The organism is Methylocystis silviterrae (assembly GCF_013350005.1).
Lineage (GTDB): Bacteria > Pseudomonadota > Alphaproteobacteria > Rhizobiales > Beijerinckiaceae > Methylocystis > Methylocystis silviterrae.
The window spans coordinates 25,910-45,573 of record NZ_JABVWW010000006.1; the positions used below are offsets into that span (position 1 = coordinate 25,910).

Annotated in this window: 19 protein-coding genes; 4 read left to right on the forward strand and 15 right to left on the reverse strand. The window is 60.9% G+C overall.

Going from position 1 to position 19,664, the window contains the following annotated elements; genetic code table 11:
- Window positions 1–19 precede the first annotated feature (19 nt).
- On the reverse strand, window positions 20–1,522 hold the full coding sequence (nifD, locus tag HUN39_RS08730; RefSeq protein WP_018406757.1) for a nitrogenase molybdenum-iron protein alpha chain: 1,503 nt from the start codon (window positions 1,520–1,522) through the stop codon (window positions 20–22).
- A gap of 78 nt (window positions 1,523–1,600) precedes the next feature.
- A complete protein-coding gene (gene nifH / locus HUN39_RS08735) occupies window positions 1,601–2,488 on the reverse strand; it encodes a nitrogenase iron protein (RefSeq protein WP_175094067.1) in 888 nt (295 codons plus the stop codon).
- A gap of 572 nt (window positions 2,489–3,060) precedes the next feature.
- On the opposite strand from nifH, the gene ygfZ reads away from it, so the two are divergent.
- Window positions 3,061–3,897 (forward strand): CAF17-like 4Fe-4S cluster assembly/insertion protein YgfZ, encoded by an 837-nt coding sequence (ygfZ, locus tag HUN39_RS08740; RefSeq protein ID WP_175094068.1) that lies wholly within the window; start codon window positions 3,061–3,063, stop codon window positions 3,895–3,897.
- 63 nt (window positions 3,898–3,960) lie between these two features.
- On the opposite strand, the gene HUN39_RS08745 is transcribed toward ygfZ, so the two are convergent.
- From HUN39_RS08745 to HUN39_RS08800, 12 genes are all read right to left on the reverse strand, one after another.
- Window positions 3,961–4,719 (reverse strand): 4Fe4S-binding leucine-rich repeat protein, encoded by a 759-nt coding sequence (locus tag HUN39_RS08745; protein ID WP_175094069.1) that lies wholly within the window; start codon window positions 4,717–4,719, stop codon window positions 3,961–3,963.
- On the reverse strand, window positions 4,709–5,242 hold the full coding sequence (locus HUN39_RS08750) for a tetratricopeptide repeat protein (RefSeq protein WP_175094070.1): 534 nt from the start codon (window positions 5,240–5,242) through the stop codon (window positions 4,709–4,711). The genes HUN39_RS08745 and HUN39_RS08750 overlap by 11 nt, the downstream gene beginning before the upstream one ends.
- Before the next feature lie 11 nt (window positions 5,243–5,253).
- A complete protein-coding gene (locus HUN39_RS08755) occupies window positions 5,254–5,592 on the reverse strand; it encodes a HesB/IscA family protein (protein WP_175094071.1) in 339 nt (112 codons plus the stop codon).
- A 10-nt stretch (window positions 5,593–5,602) separates the two neighbouring features.
- Window positions 5,603–5,827: a 4Fe-4S binding protein gene (locus HUN39_RS08760; RefSeq protein WP_175094072.1), complete on the reverse strand. Its 225-nt coding sequence runs from the start codon at window positions 5,825–5,827 to the stop codon at window positions 5,603–5,605.
- Window positions 5,828–5,862: 35 nt separating this feature from the next.
- Window positions 5,863–7,374, reverse strand: coding sequence for a nitrogenase cofactor biosynthesis protein NifB (gene nifB / locus HUN39_RS08765; RefSeq protein ID WP_123177378.1), 1,512 nt, complete (start codon window positions 7,372–7,374; stop codon window positions 5,863–5,865).
- A gap of 471 nt (window positions 7,375–7,845) precedes the next feature.
- Complete coding sequence (sufD, locus tag HUN39_RS08770) at window positions 7,846–9,171, reverse strand: Fe-S cluster assembly protein SufD (RefSeq protein ID WP_175094074.1); 1,326 nt, start codon at window positions 9,169–9,171, stop codon at window positions 7,846–7,848.
- A 3-nt stretch (window positions 9,172–9,174) separates the two neighbouring features.
- Window positions 9,175–9,933, reverse strand: coding sequence for a Fe-S cluster assembly ATPase SufC (gene sufC, locus HUN39_RS08775; protein WP_018406747.1), 759 nt, complete (start codon window positions 9,931–9,933; stop codon window positions 9,175–9,177).
- A 26-nt stretch (window positions 9,934–9,959) separates the two neighbouring features.
- Window positions 9,960–11,447: a Fe-S cluster assembly protein SufB gene (sufB, locus tag HUN39_RS08780; RefSeq protein WP_175094075.1), complete on the reverse strand. Its 1,488-nt coding sequence runs from the start codon at window positions 11,445–11,447 to the stop codon at window positions 9,960–9,962.
- 12 nt (window positions 11,448–11,459) lie between these two features.
- Entirely contained in the window at window positions 11,460–12,215 is a 756-nt protein-coding gene (locus tag HUN39_RS08785; protein ID WP_175094076.1) for a 4Fe4S-binding leucine-rich repeat protein, read from the reverse strand.
- 26 nt (window positions 12,216–12,241) lie between these two features.
- Window positions 12,242–12,436: a 4Fe-4S binding protein gene (locus tag HUN39_RS08790; RefSeq protein WP_018406744.1), complete on the reverse strand. Its 195-nt coding sequence runs from the start codon at window positions 12,434–12,436 to the stop codon at window positions 12,242–12,244.
- Between the two features lie 230 nt (window positions 12,437–12,666).
- The gene (gene nifA / locus HUN39_RS08795) at window positions 12,667–14,451 is read right to left on the reverse strand and encodes a nif-specific transcriptional activator NifA (RefSeq protein WP_232365999.1); all 1,785 of its coding nucleotides are present in this window, start codon (window positions 14,449–14,451) and stop codon (window positions 12,667–12,669) included.
- 250 nt (window positions 14,452–14,701) lie between these two features.
- Complete coding sequence (locus HUN39_RS08800; RefSeq protein WP_175094078.1) at window positions 14,702–15,181, reverse strand: tetratricopeptide repeat protein; 480 nt, start codon at window positions 15,179–15,181, stop codon at window positions 14,702–14,704.
- Window positions 15,182–15,504: 323 nt separating this feature from the next.
- Between HUN39_RS08800 and HUN39_RS08805 the strand changes: the two genes are divergently transcribed.
- Both HUN39_RS08805 and HUN39_RS08810 read left to right on the forward strand, forming a co-directional pair.
- The gene (locus HUN39_RS08805) at window positions 15,505–15,807 is read left to right on the forward strand and encodes a hypothetical protein (RefSeq protein ID WP_014892088.1); all 303 of its coding nucleotides are present in this window, start codon (window positions 15,505–15,507) and stop codon (window positions 15,805–15,807) included.
- A gap of 202 nt (window positions 15,808–16,009) precedes the next feature.
- Window positions 16,010–18,037, forward strand: a complete 2,028-nt coding sequence (locus HUN39_RS08810) for a thioredoxin domain-containing protein (protein ID WP_175094079.1) — start codon at window positions 16,010–16,012, stop codon at window positions 18,035–18,037.
- 37 nt (window positions 18,038–18,074) lie between these two features.
- On the opposite strand, the gene HUN39_RS08815 is transcribed toward HUN39_RS08810, so the two are convergent.
- Entirely contained in the window at window positions 18,075–18,701 is a 627-nt protein-coding gene (locus tag HUN39_RS08815) for a class I SAM-dependent methyltransferase (protein WP_175094081.1), read from the reverse strand.
- Between the two features lie 230 nt (window positions 18,702–18,931).
- On the opposite strand from HUN39_RS08815, the gene mtnC reads away from it, so the two are divergent.
- Window positions 18,932–19,618: an acireductone synthase gene (gene mtnC / locus HUN39_RS08820; RefSeq protein WP_175094083.1), complete on the forward strand. Its 687-nt coding sequence runs from the start codon at window positions 18,932–18,934 to the stop codon at window positions 19,616–19,618.
- The last annotated feature ends 46 nt before the right edge of the window (window positions 19,619–19,664 follow it).

Below are 19,664 nucleotides of genomic sequence, written 5' to 3' on the forward strand. Positions count from 1 at the left end.
GCGACGCGCCGGCGCTGATTTATTCCGCGGCTTGGAGCAGCGGCAGTTCCTCGGTCTTCCATGGCGCCTTGGTCATTTTCCAGACCGGCGAGTTGATCGCCATGTCCATGTCCCGCGCGAAGATCGCGAAACCGTCATAGCCATGGTAGGGGCCCGAATAATCCCAGCTGTGCATCTGGCGGAAAGGCACGCCCATCTTTTGGAAGACGTATTTTTCCTTGATGCCGGAGCCGACGAGATCGGGCTGGATCTTCTCGACGAATTTTTCGAATTCGTAGCCGGTCACGTCGTCGTAGATCAGCGTTCCGTCCTTAACGTAATGCTGGGCGGTGCGCTGATAGTCGTCGTTGTGGCCGAATTCATAGCCCGTGCCGACGACTTCCATGCCGAGGTCTTCGTAAGCGCCGATCACGTGACGCGGGCGGAGGCCGCCGACGAACAGCATGACCGTCTTGCCTTCCAGACGCGGACGGTATTTGGCGATCACCGCGTCCATCAAGGGCTGATATTTGGCGATGACCTGCTCGGCGCCTTCCTTGATCTTGTCGTCGAAATAGCTGGCGATCTTGCGCAGCGACTCGGCGATCTTGCTCGGGCCGAAGAAGTTATATTCGCACCACGGAATGCCATACTTTTCTTCCATGTGGCGCGAAATATAGTTCATCGAGCGGTAGCAATGCAGAACGTTCAGCTTCGCCTTCGGCGTCGCTTCCAGTTCGGCCAAGCTGCCGTCGCCCGACCATTGCGCGATCACGCGCAGGCCCATCTCTTCGAGCAGAATGCGCGACGACCAGGCGTCGCCGCCGATGTTGTAGTCGCCGATGATGGCGACGTCATAGGGGGTCGGCTCGAAACGCGGCGCGGCGTCGGGAGCAATCTTGTCGAACACCCAATCGCGGATCGCGTCGTTGGCGATGTGATGGCCCAGCGATTGAGAAACGCCGCGGAAGCCCTCGCAACGCACCGGAACGATGGTCTTGCCATCATATTCCTTCGACTTTGCCTTCGACACGGCCTCGATATCGTCGCCAATGAGGCCGATCGGGCATTCCGACTGAACGGTGATGCCGTTGTTCAGCGGGAACAGCTCCTGGATCTCGTCCATGATCTTCGCGAGCTTCTTGTCGCCGCCGAAGACGATGTCCTTCTCTTGGAAATCGGACGTGAACTGCATCGTGACGAAAGTGTCGATGCCAGTCGTGCCGATGTAATAATTACGGCGCGCCGCCCAGGAATATTGGCCGCAGCCCACCGGGCCATGGCTGATGTGGATCATGTCCTTGATCGGACCCCAGACGACGCCCTTCGAGCCGGCGTAAGCGCAGCCGCGAATGGTCATCACGCCGGGGATGGACTTGATGTTCGACTTCACGCCGCAGTCCGGCTTGCCTTCCTGATGCACGTTGAGGTGCTTGGCGCGGCGCTTGGCGGTCTTCTCCGGATAAACCTTCAGAACTTCTTCGATGAGCGCCTTGTTGCGGTCCTTGATCTCCGCAACGCTCAATGTGGGCGAAACACTCATTTGATGTCTCCTTTAATGCTTTCTGGATTTCAGCTCGACCTCCCGCGTGCGGGAGGTCGACGCCCATGCGTTGACGGGTTAGGCGATCGCCTGGAGTTCGGCCGCAGTCTTGCCGATCTGGCTCTCGTCGACCGCCTTCATGATGCCGTGCTCCATCAGCATGTCTTCGAGCTCGTCCATCGTGATCGGCGTCGGAATGATGCCATTGCCCTGGTTGGCGTGGATCTTCACCGCAAGGTTGCGATAGTGGGTGGCTTGCTGCGACTCCGGCGCATATTCCAGCACCGTCATGCGGCGAAGCTCCGCGTGCTGCACGATATTGTCGCGCGGCACGAAGTAGATCAGCGTCGTGCCCAGCTTCTTCGCCAGAGCTTCCGCAAGCTCCAGCTCCTTGTCCGTCTGACGCTCATTGCAGACCAGACCGCCCAGGCGCACGCCGCCGGAATTGGCGTATTTCAAAATGCCCTTGGAGATGTTGTTGGCCGCATACATCGCCATCATCTCGCCGGACATGACGATGTAGATTTCCTGCGCCTTGTTCTCGCGGATCGGCATGGCGAAACCGCCGCAGACCACGTCGCCGAGCACGTCGTAGGACACATAGTCGATGTCCTCGTAAGCGCCGTTCTCCTCGAGGAAGTTGATCGAGGTGATGACGCCGCGGCCCGCGCAGCCAACTCCAGGCTCCGGTCCGCCCGACTCGACGCAACGAATGTCGCGATAGCCGACCTTCATCACCTCTTCAATTTCCAGATCCTCGACGCTGCCTGCATTGGCGGCGAGGCTCAGGATGGTGTCCTGCGCCTTGGCGTGCAGGATGAGGCGCGTCGAGTCAGCCTTCGGATCGCAGCCGACGATCAAAATGCGATGACCCATTTCGGCCAGAGCGGCGAGCGTGTTCTGGGACGTCGTCGACTTGCCGATGCCCCCTTTGCCGTAAAATGCGATTTGCCGTAGTGACGACATGTCTATCTCCTCTTGGGCCCCTACTCATTGCCGCAGTTCTCTCGCGGCGCCTTGCTTCGCTGCCGAGTTAGAGAAGGACTCCCAGTAAGAGGTTCTCTTCGACGGCCCTCGATTCTGTCGAGCCAGTCCCTCTTTCGCAATGTCCATGCCATCACTTGCGGTGTGCGGCCGCCAAACAAATATATCTTAGAATCAATGACTTGTGGATGACCCGCAGCGGGGTGTTCGATGTCAAAAAGCTAACAACGATGTGATGTGGGCGACAAAGTTATTGCCATCGGCGGTCGACGTTTTTTGTGATCTTTTTCGTCGTCGTAGCGTCGTTCTCAAAGGCTTCCTTGAGAGAGCCGGCGCGATGACAAGCCTTGAGGCGGGGCGCAAATGTTGTGCTTTCCCGCTCGGGGTTTGAGCCGCGCGTCCGCCTTTCCCGCTCCAGACCGTTCGGCCGTGAAGGGTTCGGCATCGTCAAAAACGCCAAATGGCGACATTGTTGCTTCCAGAGTCTAACCGGCGAGTCGCGCGCTCACGACAAGCCGCGGCGGCTTACAGACGCGGTTGGAGCATAAGACACAATGTCAGCAGTCATCAGCCTGCAGGATCGCGGCGTTGTCGAAATTGCCGGGGCCGACGCGACCAAATTCTTGCATAATCTCGTCACCAACGACATCGTCAAACTCGCCCCGGGCGAAGCCCGCTTTAGCGCGCTGCTGGCGCCGCAGGGAAAGATATTGGTCGACTTCCTGGTTTTCGTCGAAGGCGATGGCGAGACGCGCCGCTATTTGCTCGATTGTCCGAGCAACTTGGAGCCGGATCTCCTGCGCCGCCTCGGCATGTACAAATTGCGCGCGGCGGTGAGCGTCAACTCGAAAAGCAGTAAATTCGCAGCCTTCGCCGTTCTCGGAGACGCGCGACCGGAAATTCCCGCACTGGCGATGGCGCGGGACCCGCGCTCCGAGACGCTGGGTTGGCGGCTGATCGCACCGCACGGCACGAAGGCGGAAGATTCTCGTGAAGACTACGAGGCGACGCGCATCGCCGCCGTCGTTCCGCAAGGCGGAGTTGATTTCACCTATGGCGCCGCATTTCCTCACGAAGCGAACATGGACCTGCTCGCCGGCGTTGATTTCACCAAGGGATGCTATATCGGCCAGGAAGTGGTCTCGCGCACGAAGCATCGCAACCTCGCGCGCAAACGCGTGACGCCTTACCATGTGGAAGGCGCGGCTCCAGCGCCGGGAACAAAAGTCATGGCGGGCGAGATCGAAATCGGCGTGGCGGGCTCGCACAGTGGCGATCGGGGCCTTGCGTTGATCCGCCTGGACAGGCTTGCCGACGCTATGGCGGCCGGAACGGTCCTGACTGCCGGCGGCTCGTCCTTGGAGTTCGTCGTGGGGCGGGCAGCGAGTTGAAGCCGGCTTAAAACTGATGCGGCGACGCGGCGTCGCCAATGGAGCGACGTCGTCGGCAGGCAGTCATCCCTTCAATGCCTCGCCCGCGAGACGCTCGCGGGCCGCTTCCGCGACGAGCGGATCGCTGTCGTTGATCAAATGTCCGATTTCTTCCACGTTCAATCTGGTCGCGACGTAATGGCGCACGCGCCAATCGGCGTCATCTCTCAAATCCGACAATTGTTCGGGCGTCAGCCTTTGCGCCGCTTCAAGGCGCACTTCGGCGTTCACATCTCGACACATTCGCCCGAGCCACTGGGCGTCGATCCGTTGCGCGACGATACGCCGGACTTCCACTTCCGGGTCATCGAACATCATCACCAGCAGCGCCGGCGCAACCTTCCGCGCGATGACGATCCGCACGTAATAATCCTCATCCTGCATCATCTGCAGAAGGTCTGGATCATCGAGCAGCGTGGCGACGCGGATGCGGACTTCGCGATGCGGGTCATTACGCAATTCACATTGATAGCGCGCAGGCAATCGCCGGACGGCTTCCCATCGCACGGTTTCATCGGGATCCGACAATAAGCGAGGCAAGAGAAACGGATTGGCGAATTTCGCCGCTATGGCGCGCACTTCGAAATGGGGATGCGCGAGATAGCCGTCGGCGAACTCGGGATTCCAATTGAAGAAGCGATCGATGCGCCGCGCATATCGGTCGTGCACGCAGGCTTTGCGCAATTCGCACCGTCCCGCAGCCAGCAGGTCTCGATGCGCGCAGTTCGCACAATCGATATCCAAACCGCGCCAGTCGCGCGCTTCGTCGATCTCACGCGTCATCTTCGAGGCCGATTCTATCGAGAACGCCGAGAAGAACCTTAGCGCCGATCTTGTCAGTTGGGTCGAGTTCGAGAAGTTTTGCGATGGCGACCCGGCTCTCCTCGAACTCGCCGAGGCGCATCGGCAAATAGGCGTAGCCCTTCAAGGTAAAGAGAAAGAAGCGCGGCAGCATTTCGTCATAGCGATCGAAAACTGCGTCCTGCGCCGAGGCGCGTCGCCAATCTCGCGCCATGTTGTTTTCGCGCGCGGCTTTTTCCAGACAGCGATTGGCGATCTCCAATGCTTCTCGCAATCTGCCTTTGTAAAAGTAAAAGCGATAGAAGCCGATCAACACCGCGGCGTGATCCGGGGCCCATTGCTGGGCCTGGCGTAAGTAACGCTCCGCCGTTTCAGAGTCGGCGTAGGTTTCGCTGGCGAGATGGAGAAATTCTTCGGCCTCCAGCGGCAGGCCCTCGCCAAGCAGCGCCCCGGCGAGAAGTTCCTTCTCGTCGGGGCTTAGAGTGGCTTGCTCGCCATTCACCATGACGCGCGCCTTTAATGCACATGCTCCACCACGGGCCCGCCAGTGCTCTTGCACGATCCCGTGTTCTTTGGATCGTGAAAGACAAGCCCCCCGCTCGATGAGGAATCGGCGAAATCGATCGTGACGCCATCGAGCAGCAGGCGGCTTTCGGCCGGCAGGAAGAACTTCACGCCTTCGACGACGAATTCCTGATCGCCGGCGCGCGGCGCGGCTTCGACGTCGAACAGCGCGCTGAGCCCCGAGCACCCCCCTGGCGACACCATCAACCGAAAACCGCCGCCTGGATTGACGCTGAACTGAATCATTCGCCGGATGAACTTTTGTGCGGCCGGCGTAAGCGTAAATTTCATTGCGGCCTCCTCAAGCCGGTGCTTGGTAACGGGGATAGGCGTTGTCGATCACGCAGGTGTCGTCGACCGGGCAGACCGCCGCACACTGCGGCGCGTCGAAATGACCGATGCACTCCGTGCATTTTTTCGGATCGATGACGAATGTGCCGTTCTTCTCGGTGATCGCTACATTCGGGCATTCCGGCTCGCAGGCCGAACAGCTCGTGCACTGCGACGCGATGATCTTAAGCGTCATGTCTTGCTCCTTAGCTTGTTTCCTTGACGCATGTCTCAGGCCGCGTTGATGAGTGCGCCCTGCCGGATTTCGGCGTCGCCGCGCTCCTGATGTTCGATTTCGCCGCTGTTCACCTTGTCGAGGTAGGCCTTGAACCAGGCGATCGCGGACTTCTCGATGAACTCATGGGCGAATTGGTCGACAGGCTCGATCCCGGCCTTGATCAGGTCGTTCTTCGGGCAACCGCCGATTTTCGCGACGAACACCGCATGGCAGTCGTTGATGGCGCGGATAACCGTCTCCAAACTGTCCTCGTCGCCATATCCGCCTTGGCAGTAAAGATCGACGCGGCGATGTCCGACGAATTTCGCGCCCGAGGTCGAGAGCTCGTAGACCTGGAACTCCTTGGCGTGGCCGAAATGTTCGTTGATGAGGCCCGAACCCTTCGTCGCCACCGCGATCAGCAACTTGATGTCGCTCGCAGCGCCGGCCAGCGTCGCCAGCTCTTCCTGCTTCGCGGCCACCTTGGCGACGCGCTCTTCTTCGACCTTCTCTTGATAGGCCTTGCGCGACTCGAGATCGTAATCGACCTCCATCGCCATGATCTTTTCGGTGGTGAACTCTGCGCTGCGATCTTCGCCGAGCAGGCCGACAGCGTCGGCGCGGCACTGGCGGCAGTGGCGCATCATATTCATCTCGCCTTCGCAGCTGTCCTGCAGCGCCTTCAGCTCTTGCGCCGACGGACCGCGCTGGCCGTTGAGGCCGAACACCGTGCCGTGCTCCGGCGCCGAGATCAGCGGCATGATGTTGTGCAGGAACGCGCCGCGAGATTTGACGGCCTTGTTCACTTCGACGAGGTGCTTGTCGTTGATCCCGGGGATCATCACCGAATTCACCTTGCACAGAATGCCGCGCTCGGTGAGCATTTCCAGGCCCTGCAGCTGCCGGTCGGTGAGGAGCTTCGCCGCTTCGACGCCGGTGTAGCGCTTATGCTTCCAGAACACCCAAGGATAGATCTTCGCGCCGATTTCCGGATCGACCATGTTGATGGTGATCGTGACGTGATCGACGTTGTAGCCGGCGATCGTGTCGACGTGATCCGGCAACGCCAGGCCATTTGTCGACAGGCAGAGCTTGATATCCGGCGCGGTGCGCGAGATCAGATCGAATGTCTTGAAGGTTTTTTCCGGATTGGCGAGCGGATCGCCCGGGCCGGCGATGCCCAAAACCGTCATTTGCGGAATGGTGGAGGCGACGGCCAAAACTTTCTTCGCGGCCTGCTCCGGGGTCAGCTTCTCGCTGACGACGCCGGGGCGCGATTCATTGGCGCAATCATATTTGCGGTTGCAGTAATTGCACTGGATGTTGCAAGCGGGCGCGACGGCGACGTGCATGCGCGCATAATGATGGTGCGCCTCTTCGCTGTAGCAGGGGTGGTTCTTGACCTTCTCCCAAATCTCCGTCGGCAGGTCGCCCTCTCCGGCGCCAGAACCGCAGCTCGCCTTGCCGCTGCCGCCCGACGTGCCGCAACCCTTGTGCTCTGCGATCTTCTGCATCACGTCGCCCATGGCGACCGCCGCGTTCACCCCTTCAGCTGCCTCCGCCGTTCCCACATCCAGAGACGTCATGGCTTTGCTTCCTTCTATCGCTGCAAAGTCGCCTATGCCGACTCTCGGCTGAGACGCACCGTTGCATCAGTTTGTCGGAGGGATCGCAACAACCATGCCAGCGCCTTAACTTATAATTCCCCATATAAATCAGAGGCATATCGTGAACCAACAATGTAAATATTCAAACACGTCCCTACATTCTGTGTGGCGACACTTGTTACAGATTCAACATCGTGGACAGGTTTGGTAGCGCTGGGCGGCTCATGCGCTCAGACGAGCATCTGCCGCGTTATCCATGTCAAGTCATTTGGACCGACGCCGCGTTGTCCAGATAGACGAGCAGCTATCGTGGATTTTTACGTCCAAATCGGAACGTCACGACGCAACCGCGCGACGTCATATGATGCGTCGCTCACAGGTTTGGGATCTTTATCGCGTTCTCAGCCGCTCGGAAACGAGGCCGGTGAGAGCCTCTCGAAGGCTGCGATTCGCCACGATGTCGATCACTTCCCCGACGAAGGCTTCCGTCAGCAGCGATTGGGCTTCCGCTTGGGGAATCCCGCGCGCCATCAGGTAGAAAATCAAGTTCTCGTCCAACGCGCCGACGGTCGAACCATGCGCGCATTGCACGTCGTCGGCAAAGATTTCCAGCTCAGGCTTACAGTTGGCCTGCGCCCCTTCGGACAACAACAGCGTGCGGGCCATCATGCGCGCGTCGGTCTTTTGCGCGCCGGGCCGAACCAGGATCTTCCCCTGAAACACCGCCTGCGACGAGTCATCCAGCACGGATTTGAACAGCGCCTTGCTTTCCGAACGTTCCGCCGCATGATCGAGGAACAAGGTCGCGTCGGCGTGCTCCCTGCCCTTCAGTATGTTGGCCCCGCGCAGGCCGGCATGGGCGCCCTGCCCGTTAATGTTGATGAAGGACTGGTTGCGCAACACGGCTCCGCCGAGATTGAACCCGAAATCGCTCAGCTGGGCATCGGCGGCGAGTGAGGCGACGAATGTCGAGACATGCATCGCGGCGGCGCCTTCGCGACTGATCTTGAGTCGCTCGAGGGACGCGCCCTCTTCCAGCACAACTTCGGTCGCGGCGTTCACATGGTATTCCTGCGCCGTTTCGCCCTCAAAGCTCTCGATCAGAGTCGCTCGCGCGCCTCTTTCAACGATGACAAGCGAGCGTAGGAAATAGGTCGCCGGCTGCGCGCCCGCCACGAAAACCAATTGTATCGGTCTGTCCACGCATACGCCGACGCCAACGCGGATGACGACGCCTTCGCCCATGAAAGCCGTGTTGAGCGCGAAGGCCGGATCGTCGACCTTGCCCACCTGCCCGAGCTGGGCGGTCGTCGCGGCGTCGCCCTTGGCCAAGGCCTCCGACAGCGGCGCCACGCTCAGCCCTTCTTCCATATCGGCGAGATCGGAAAGCGCTGGAGCGAAATAACCGCCGACGAAGACGATGCGCCGCGCAGAGACGCCCTCAAGAACTGCCGCACTCCGCGCGCTTTGCTTCGCGCTATCTTCCGGCGGCGCGGCCAGGGGCTTCACGTCACGCAGCAGAGCGCGCAAATCCGTGTATTTCCACGCCTCATCCCGTCGGTTGGGAAGGCCGGTCTTAGCAAAGGCGTCGAAGGCGGCGGTGCGCAGTTTCGCAAGTTGCGGCGCGTCGGCGCTTTGCTGCATGGCGAAGATTTCCGCCAGCCGAGCCTCGGCGTCGGTGAGTTTGCGAGCGGGAGTGATCGGTGCGTTGCCCATGACTTAAGCCGCCTCGCTTTGGTAGCGTGCGTAGCCCGTTTCCTCGAGCTCCAGGGCGAGCTCCTTCCCGCCGGTCCGCACGATGCGGCCGGCCGATTGCACATGAACGACGTCCGGCGTGATATAATCAAGCAAACGCTGATAATGGGTGATCACAACGATGCCGCGGTCCTTCGAGCGCAATTGATTGACGCCGTTGGAGACGACTTTCAGCGCGTCGATGTCGAGTCCCGAGTCGGTCTCGTCCAGGATACACAGCTTGGGTTCAAGCAGCATCATCTGTAGCGTCTCGGCCCGCTTCTTCTCACCGCCGGAGAAGCCGACATTCACCGGACGCCGCAGCATCTCCATGTCCATGTCGAGGATCTTGGCGAGTTCCTTGACGCGCTTGATGAGATCGGGCGAAGACATTTCCTCCTCACCGCGCTTCTTGCGCTGCGCATTGAGCGCGGCGCGCAAAAAGGTCATCGTCGCGACACCCGGCACCTCCAGCGGATATTGAAAGGCGAGGAACAGCCCGGCCGCGGCGCGTTCGTCAACGCTCATCTGCGACAGATCGGCGCCGGCGAGCAGCGCCTGCCCCTCGGTGATTTTATAGCCGGGCCGGCCGGAGAGCACATAGGACAGCGTCGATTTGCCCGAGCCGTTCGGCCCCATGATCGCATGCACCTCACCCGCCTTCACGGTGAGGTCATAGCCATTCAGGATCTGCTTGCCGGCAATCTCGGCCTTGAGGTCGCGAATTTCCAGTAGCGCCGTCATTCCACCACTCCCACTCTATAGAGGCGTCAGCCGACGCTGCCTTCGAGACTGACCGAGATCAGCTTTTGCGCTTCCACCGCGAATTCCATCGGCAGTTGCTGCAACACGTCGCGCACGAACCCATTGACCACCAGCGCGGTCGCATCTTCCTGCGATAGGCCACGCTGCATGCAGTAGAACAAGACGTCCTCCGAGATTTTCGAGGTCGTCGCCTCATGCTCGAACACGCAGGACGGGTTCTTCGCTTCGATGTAGGGGATTGTGTGCGCGCTGCAGGCGTCGCCGATGAGCAACGAGTCGCAATTCGTGAAATTGCGGGCGCCCTCCGCCTTGCGATGCGCCGAGACGAGGCCGCGATAGGCGTTCGACGAGCGGCCGGCGGAAATGCCCTTCGAAATGATGCGGCTCGTCGTGCCCTTGCCGAGATGGATCATCTTGGTGCCGGAGTCGACCTGCTGGCGACCGTTGGAGATTGCGATCGAGTAGAATTCGCCGCGCGAATTATCGCCGCGCAACACGCAGCTCGGATATTTCCAGGTGATCGCCGAGCCGGTCTCGACCTGCGTCCAGCTGATCTTCGAATTGGCGCCGCGGCAATCGCCGCGCTTTGTGACGAAATTATAGATTCCGCCCCTGCCGTTCTCGTCGCCCGGATACCAATTCTGCACGGTCGAATATTTGATTTCGGCGTCGTCGAGCGTCACGAGTTCGACCACCGCCGCATGCAACTGGTTCTCATCACGCTTGGGCGCCGTGCAGCCTTCGAGATAGCTGACATAGGACCCTTTGTCAGCGATGATGAGCGTCCGCTCGAACTGTCCGGTGTTCTTTTCGTTGATCCGGAAATAGGTCGACAATTCCATCGGGCAGCGCACGCCGGGCGGGATATAGACGAAAGAGCCGTCCGAAAACACCGCGCTGTTCAGCGTCGCAAAATAGTTATCAGAGGTCGGCACCACGGTGCCGAGATATTTGCGCACCAGCTCGGGATGCTCGCGCAGCGCCTCCGAGATCGGGCAGAAGATCACCCCGACCTTCTTCAGCTCCTCCTTGAATGTCGTTGCGACCGAGACCGAGTCGAATACCGCATCGACGGCGACGCGCGGGCGCTCTTCGCCCTCCGGCCGTTCGACGCCGGCGAGGATTTCGCGCTCATGCAGCGGAATGCCGAGTTTTTCATATGTGCGCAGCAGCTCCGGGTCGACTTCGTCGAGCGATTTCGGACCGGCCGTCGATTTCGGCGCCGCGTAATAATAGAGATCCTGATAGTCGATCGCCGGGTAGTCAACGCGCGCCCATTTCGGCTCGGTCATCGTCAACCAGCGGCGATAGGCTTCGAGCCGCCATTCGAGCATCCATTCCGGCTCGTCCTTCTTCGCAGAAATGAAGCGGATCACCTCTTCGGAAAGACCTTTTGGGGCGAGGTCGGACTCGATATCGGTGATGAAACCGTATTTATATTGATCAGCGCCGACACGGCGAACCTGTTCAACTGTCTCTTGCACCGCCGCCATTTCGCTCTCCGTTCACTGTTGCGCTTCGTCCAGGCGCGCCTGGACGAGGCGCCTCACTTCTGGATCAGGATCGTCGCGCAGACGCGCCAGCAATTCCGTCCCACATCGCTCCGCCACCAGGAAGCGGACTCGTAAATCTTCGTCGGCGACGAGCAGCCCCAGCTGCGCCGACGCCAATCGCTCTGCAATAATCATGCGCACGCGGGGTTCGGGATCGCGCGCCATGGCCGGGAGCTTGTCGAGCGCAATCCGGCGCGCCGCTTCGCATCGCACCTGCGGGTCGTCATCATTCGTCGCGCCGGCGAGGATTTCTGGGGGCGCGCGACGGGCGGCGATCAGGCGCACGCCGCTGTCCTCATCGAAAAGCAGCTTCACGAGGCCAGCACCCTCGACGCGCTGGGCCATGGCCATGCGCACCTTGCGGTCGCTGTCGCCGATCAGTTTTTCTGCGAGTCGCAACGGCAGACGTTGCGCCACCATGGCTCTGACGTCTGGCTCCTCGTCATCGATCAGCGCGCGCAACTGAAAGACGCTCGCATATTTCACCGCGCCGACGCGCAGTTCAAAATAGGGATGATCGAGATATTTCGCAGATTCCTGCGGACTCGCGGCGAAGAACCTGTCTATGCGGCGGGCCCTTCGGTCGCGCACGCAAATCTGGCCGAGATCGCAAAGGCCTTTCTCGCGAATCTCGACATGCGGACAATCGCGGCAGGACAGGAAGTTTCCTAGCCAGTCGACGGCGTCCATGCGATCCATGCGATGCATCGCCCCGCTCGGCCGCGCTTAGAGCGCTATGCCGGCACGCATGTGTTTTCGACAGGGCAGACGACCGCACATTGCGGCTTGTCGAAATGCCCCTCGCACTCGGTGCATTTCTTCGGGTCGATGATGTACATGTCGTTCTTGAGGCGAATCGCCGCATTCGGACATTCGAATTCGCAAGCCCCGCACACCGTGCATTGTGAGGCGATAATTTTGTACGCCATGTCGCGATTCCTCATGGATTCACTGCAAGCTTTTCCATTCCCCTCAAATCGCATGCCAGTCGCAAGCCACGCCTGTTTGCCTCCGACGGCAAGCCGAGGAATGAAAGCAGATGCTCGCATCGGTGCCTGCAAGCTCGCCTGCCAAGGCCGGTCTGATTTGTCCCCCTCCAGGGGTCGTTGGGCCGCATGAACTGAACAAATGTTGTAAATACGACAATCGCCGGATGCGGTCAGATGCGCTTTATTTCGATGTTGTATTTCTTCAGCGCATAATTGACCTGGCGCAGCGACAGGCCGAGCAGACGCGCAGCCTTGGCCTGGACCCAGGCGGCCTTCTCCATGCCTTCGATGAGGCGCTCGCGGTCGATCATCTTGCGGGAGGACGCGAATCCGTCGCCCTCCTCCTCCCCGGCGGTGTCCAGCCGTGACGAGGTCTCCTTGACGAAAGTCGGAATCGACGTAGCTGCGCCGTGGCTTACGGACGCGATCTCCTCAGGCGGAGCGGGGGCGCGCATCCCGGCCGGTTCGGGATGCGCATGCGGATAGGCGCCGCTAGCGCTGCTGGTCCAAAGCAAGGCCGAGAGGCATTTGCCGGAGGCGCAGGCGAAGTCATGATCGACGATGGTTTCGTCGCGCGCCAAAGTCGCCGTGCGGCGCACGCAATTTTCCAGTTCGCGCACGTTGCCCGGGAAGTAACAGCGTTGCAGCGTCTCGATGGCGCTCGCCGAGAGCTCGTGCTTTTGATCGTTTTCGCTGTTGAACGTCTCGATGAAATTGCGCGCGAGCAGCGAAACGTCGCCGGGCCGTTCGCGCAGCGGCGGCAGGAACACCGGCACGACGCTGATGCGATAATAGAGGTCGGCGCGGAACTCGCCCTTCTCGACGGCCTCTTCGAGATTTTTGTTGGTCGCGAAAACGAAGCGGACGTTGACCTTTAAGGTCTTGGACCCTCCGACCCGCTCGAATTCGCCTTCCTGCAGCACACGCAGCAGCTTCGCCTGGAAGGCGGGAGATATTTCGCCGATTTCGTCGAGCAGCAGCGTGCCGCCGTTGGCCATTTCGAAACGACCCGCACGCTGCGCGACGGCGCCCGTGAAAGCGCCGCGTTCATGACCGAACAGTTCCGATTCGAGAACGCTTTCCGGCAGCGCGGCACAGTTCAGCTTGACGAAGGGCTTGGCGTTGCGGCGCGACAGGTCGTGCACCGCGCGTGCAAAAAGCTCCTTGCCTGTGCCGCTCTCGCCGCGCAGCAGCACGGTCGAATTGGACTTCGCGACGATGGCGATGGTGTCGAGCACTTCCATGATCGCCGGGCTCTCGCCGATGATGCCGGCGACGTCGGGCCGCTCTCCTCGAATCTCCTTCGGCAGGCACGAGACCAGCGCCTTCTCCAGCGTGCTGCATTCGTTCAGCAGCCGCTGCCGGTCGGCCGAAAACATGCGGTGCAGCTTCACTGTTTGGCCGATCAGATTGGCGATCATCGTCAATAAGCGCAGATCGGCGTCGAAAGCGTAGGAGATCCAATCTTCTGACGTGCGATTGATCGACAACGTCCCGACGACGCGGCTATCGCTCTTGATCGCAACGGCGAGGAAGGAGACTTTCGCGCCGACCGCCCGGGTGATCGTCTCCGCAGCCGTCGCGAACAAGGGGTCGCGGGACACGTCCTCGACAATGACAGGCATGGCGGTCGCGACAAGCCGGTCGATCACCTTGGCCGGCAGCGTGTCAAGCGGCTTGCTGCCGTCGCGGCTGGTCCAACCCGAGGTCGCGACGATCTCCGGATTGCCATGCTGATCAAGGATCGTGATCATCCCCAATTTCATGTCGAGGAAGGAGCTGAGCACGGCGACGACGTTGCCCAGCGTCTGCTCGAGGCGGGCTGGCGCGGTCAGAATTTTTGAGATTTCATAAATGCCGAGCAGCGCCGTATCGGCGGACGGGGGTCTCGCGCGCGGCGGCTTTGCCGCCATGCCTTCCGTGAGCAGAGAGCGTGAAGTGGCTACGTCGTCCATGGCCGCCTTCCTCGAACAGCCGCCGTTAGCGCGAAGCCAAGGTTTCCGTTCGCACATGCGAGGATCGATTCCGATCGTCTCACGCGGTTCATAGTTTGTTTTATGCAAGAACCACGCAAAGCAGCGCCGTGTCGCCCCAGCGCAGCGCGCAATGTCGGGTTTGCGACAAGGGCGGCGCGGCAACGGCCGAAGCGTGACATTCGCGCGACGTTTTGTTGAGGTTGCGACATGGCCGGGTCATGCGCATCGATTACACGCTGCCCTGCGCCAATTCCTCGATCACTTTCCAACCGACGCTGCCCTGCGGATCGGCGCGGGAGAGGATATCGAGATATTCCTTTGCGGTTTCGTTGCGACCGCGCTTCAATTCGATGAAGCTCAGCGCCTTCAGCGTATAGAGAGCGAAGCGCGCCGGCCCGTCATGCGCCTCGGCCGTCGCCGGCCACGCCGTAGGATCGCTCGGCCAACCCGCCTGACGCGTGGCCTCCTTCATGCCTTGAGCAGCGACGTCAGCGGCGTAGTCGAGACTGCCCATGTAGGTGTGGATTTTGTAGAGGCAGTAATAGGGCGCGAGTTCCTGCGGCGTCAGCGCCAACGCCTGCTTGAAGAGGTTGTCGGCCTTCTCACGGTCGGTCCGATAGGCGACGACGCCCTGCTGCAGGAGTTCGTTGGTCTTTGGGTCGAGTTCGCCGAAGTTCACAACGTCAGCGTCGACGCGCGGAGTGTTCATGGCCGGCTCAAAGCAATCGCTGAGCCACATAGCGAGAGAAATCGGCGATTCGTAAAACGCATCGCCGACTTTCGCGCCGGCGACGACGCCGACGGCGGTATGATCATTAGCGAGAAGACCGTCGGAATTAGCATGGCGCTTTATTGATCTCCCAAGCGCTTCGTGCCTGCTTGAAAAGCAATTTCGGCCCCTCCTCGTACAAAACGAAGGTTTAGGACGCACAAATGGCACGCAGTTTGCGTGCGCGCCGGGCACGCGAGAGCCGCCGAACGCCAAGGCGCGCAATCGCGGACACAACCAAGCAAATGAAAAAAGGGCCAGGAATGATACGCGAATTCCGCTACAAGGGGGAAACCTTCCGGGTGAACGCGCATGGCTCTCCCGGCCATGAGGAAGTGTTTATTATCCATTTGGTCGACGACGAGGAGATGGGTGAAATCTCGATCGACCGCATGACCGAGGAAAACGACAGAGACGCGCCGATCGACGCCATTTGCATCATGCTCTGCGACAAGCTGATCGCCGAACAGGACATCGCCTGCGCCGACGCCGACGGAGCTTTCGTCTGGGTGGAAGGTAAGCGCATCCGCGACGTGCTTCCGAGCAACGAAGTCGCCCCACACTGACCAATGCGCGGCGCCCGTGAGCCGATCAAGGCGGAACCAGGCGCCGCGCGCGATTCTCCTCCCCGGAAACGACTCTTCCAAGCCGCCGCGCCGCTTTGCTCAACGAACCCCCTCGCCTGCGGCGTAGCGGCGAAATCCTCCAGCAGCGAATGGCGCTTGACGTCCGGCAGCCGTATGTAATCCGCACAGGGAGGATGGCTCCATGAGCGTCGAGAGCAATCGGCTCGGTCAAGAGACCAGCCCCTATTTGTTGCAGCACCAGCACAACCCGGTGCACTGGCAGGCATGGACCGCGGAAACGCTCGCGCTCGCCAAGCAGACGGGCAAACCCATATTGCTCTCGTCCGGCTACGCCGCCTGCCATTGGTGCCATGTCATGGCGCATGAATCATTCGAGGACCCCGACATCGCGGCGTTGATGAACGAATCTTTCATCAATGTGAAGGTGGATCGCGAAGAGCGGCCTGACGTCGACTATCTGTATCAACAAGCCCTGATGATGATGGGTCAGCGCGGCGGTTGGCCTTTGACGATGTTTCTGACGCCGGAGGGCCAGCCCTTCTGGGGCGGAACGTATTTTCCGCCCTTTGCGCAGGGCGGGAGATCCGGCTTCGCCGAGGTTTTAAAAACCATCGCGGAGCTGTGGCGCACGCGCGCGAACGCCATCGAACATAATGTCGCCGAGCTCAGCGCAGGACTGGCCAGCCTGTCCGAAACGACTCCCGGAGAGCCGGTCTCGCCCGACCTCGTCGAGAGCATTTGCGCGCAGTTGGAGCAACGGCTCGACCACGTCAACGGCGGCTTCGGGGCCGCGCCAAAATTCCCGCAGGCGACCAGCCTCGACTTTCTCTGGCGGGCCTGGAAGCGGACGGGTCGCGACTCGTTGCGACAAGCCGTCGTTTTGACGCTCGATCATATTTCGCAAGGCGGCGTCTACGATCATTTGGGCGGCGGCTTCGCGCGCTACTCGACCGACAATCGATGGCTCGTGCCGCATTTTGAAAAAATGCTCTACGACAACGCGCAGCTGATCGAACTGCTGACGGAGGTCTGGCAAGACGAACGGCGTGAACTGTATCGCTTGCGCGTGACAGAAACGATCGAGTGGATGACGCGCGAGATGCGCGCGCCAGGCGGCGGGTTCGCCAGCAGTCTCGACGCCGACAGCGACGGCGAAGAAGGCAAGTTCTACAGTTGGAGCCAAACCGAAATACGAGACGCGCTGGGCGCGCGCGCGCCGGTCTTCGAACGCGCCTATGGCGTCAGCCGCGAAGGCAATTGGGAACACGGCAAATCCGTTCTCAACCGCCTCGGATCAATCGAGCTGCTGGACGAGGAGGCCGAGGCGGCGCTGGCGCGTGACCGCGCCGCCTTGTTCTTAAAGCGCGAGCGCCGCGTCAGGCCGGGATGCGACGATAAGGTTCTGGCGGACTGGAATGGATTGACGATCGCCGCCATCGCGAAGGCCGCATGTGTGTTTGAACGTCGGGACTGGCTCGACATCGCCATCGAGGCCTTCGATTTCGTCAAGAGCGCGATGACCACGGACGATGGTCGTCTGCTCCATTCCTGGCGATGCGGACGCGCTCGTCATATGGCGGTCCTCGATGACTACGGCGCAATGTGCCGAGCGGCGCTGGCGCTCTACGAAGCCACCGGCGCGCCGTCCTATCTCGAATGCGGGCGACGCTGGGTCGAGCATATGGAGCATCATTATCGCGATCGAAATGGCGGCTATTTTTATGCCGCCAACGACGCTGATACGCTGATCGCGCGCGTCAAAATCGCCGAGGACTCCGCCCTTCCCTCCGGCAATGGCATGATGCTGCAGGTGCTGGCGCAGCTCTATTATTTGACCGGCGAGAGCGTCTACCGCGAACGCGCCGAGGCAAACGCGAAGGACTTTGCCGGAACAATTCGCGAGCGCGTTCTTGGTTTTTCGTCTTTGTTGAACGGCGTTGAAATGCTGCGAGAGGCGCTGCAGATCGTCGTGATTGGCGAAACAGGCGCCGCGGATACGGCGGCGCTGAAACGAGTGATCTACGGCGTCAGTCGGCCCGGCCGGGTTTTGAGCATCATCGCGCCCGGCGCCGCACTGCCCCGCGCGAATCCGGCTTTCGGCAAAACCTTGCTCGGGGATCGCGCCACAGCCTATGTCTGTCGGGGGATGGTCTGCTCGCTGCCAATCGTCGAACCCGATGCGCTCGCGGCGGCTCTGCGCGAGATGTGACGCAGTTCTCGCGTCCCAGCGCGGCTATTCGCGCCGCCTAGTCGCGCCGCCATACGCTCGCCAGCCAGGGCTGTTCGCCCGGCGGCGCGCCGCTGGGCCTGTAATAGCGCTCGACCTCGATGAAGCCCGCCGCCGACCCGAAAGCGCGCCAGCTTTCGGGGGCGTGAAACACGCCATAGCGTCCATTGCTCCACCCTTCCTGATCCGCGCCATGCGGAATGGAGCTGAACAGAATGCCCCCGGGCTTCAGAGAGACGTGGAGCGTGCGCAGGACGCGTGGCAATTCGCTGCGCGGCACATGAAACAGCGACGCATTGGCGAAGACTCCGTCAAAGTGGCGCTCAGGTAAATCGAGCGCGAGAAAATCCTGCAGCCACACCTCGCAACCGCTGTGAATGCGCGCCATTTCGACGAAGCGCAGCGCTCCATCAAGCCCGATCGCGACATGGCCAAGCGCGGCGAGCGCCTTCAAATCGCGTCCGGGCCCGCAACCGAAATCGAGCAAGGTGAAAGGGGGTTCACCGCGAATGTGGCTGAGCATCGCCGCGATATTTTGTGTGACGTCGTGGCTGCGCGTTCCCTCCCAGAACGCCTCGGCGCGCTGATTGTAATGTTGCAGCGTGCCGCCCGTGACCGCTTTCAATTCTTCCGAGCATGGAGCCATTGTGGGGCCTCCGAATAATCGTCTCGCCATCGCTGACGCCGCGAACACGTCGCGCCGCCCCGCTGGGTTCGCACCTCGTCGATGTGGCGCAGGGAGCGACACGATCGCGTTGGAGCCGCGCGCGGGAGGATACGGCACATATGATGCTTGCCAGAGCGCAACTTTGGGAAAGCTAAAGCATCGGCGGTCCGTGGCGCGATTAGGACAATTCTACACCATACGGGCCCGCGATGAATGAACAGGTGCGCGCCGTCCTGATCGAGCTCGAAGGCACCGCGGTTCCGATGGCTTTCGCGACCGGAACTCTCATGCCGCTCGCGCAGGCGCGGCTTGGCACCTTCATCGCGGAACATGCCTTGGACCCGGATGTGGAAGACGCGTTGGAGGAAACGGGGCGTCTCCTTGGCGGATTCGACTTGAAGCTCGAGGAAGCCGAAGCGCTGTTGCTGCGCTGGATGAAGCAGAATCGCAAGGCGACCCCGCTGAAGACGATACAGGGCCTGATCTGGCGCGAGAGTTTTGAGGCAGGCGCGATCAAAAGCGAGCTTTATCCCGACGTTGCGGAATCGCTGAGATCATGGGCGGCATCGGGCCAGCGCCTGTTTGTTTACTCGTCCAATTCGAGATTGGCGCAGCAACTCCTGCTGAGCCACAGCGCCTCGGGCGACCTCACAAGCCTGTTCGAGGAGTTCTTCGACACATCCATCGGTCAGAAAATCGAACCCGCCTCCTACCGCGCGATCTGTGAGCGTCTCGATTTGCCTTCGGGATCGGTGCTGGCGCTGTCGGGCGATGGGGAGGAATTGGACGCCGCGCAGTCGGCGGGCCTTGCGACGACGCTTATCGCGCGAGAGGGTTCCGCAGACAGTCGCCATGCGGTTTGCCCTGATTTTGCGTCATTGAATTTGGGGTCGTGACGCGCTCCCGCGCTGCCTCCGCCAAACATTGCTGAGGAGTTCGGGC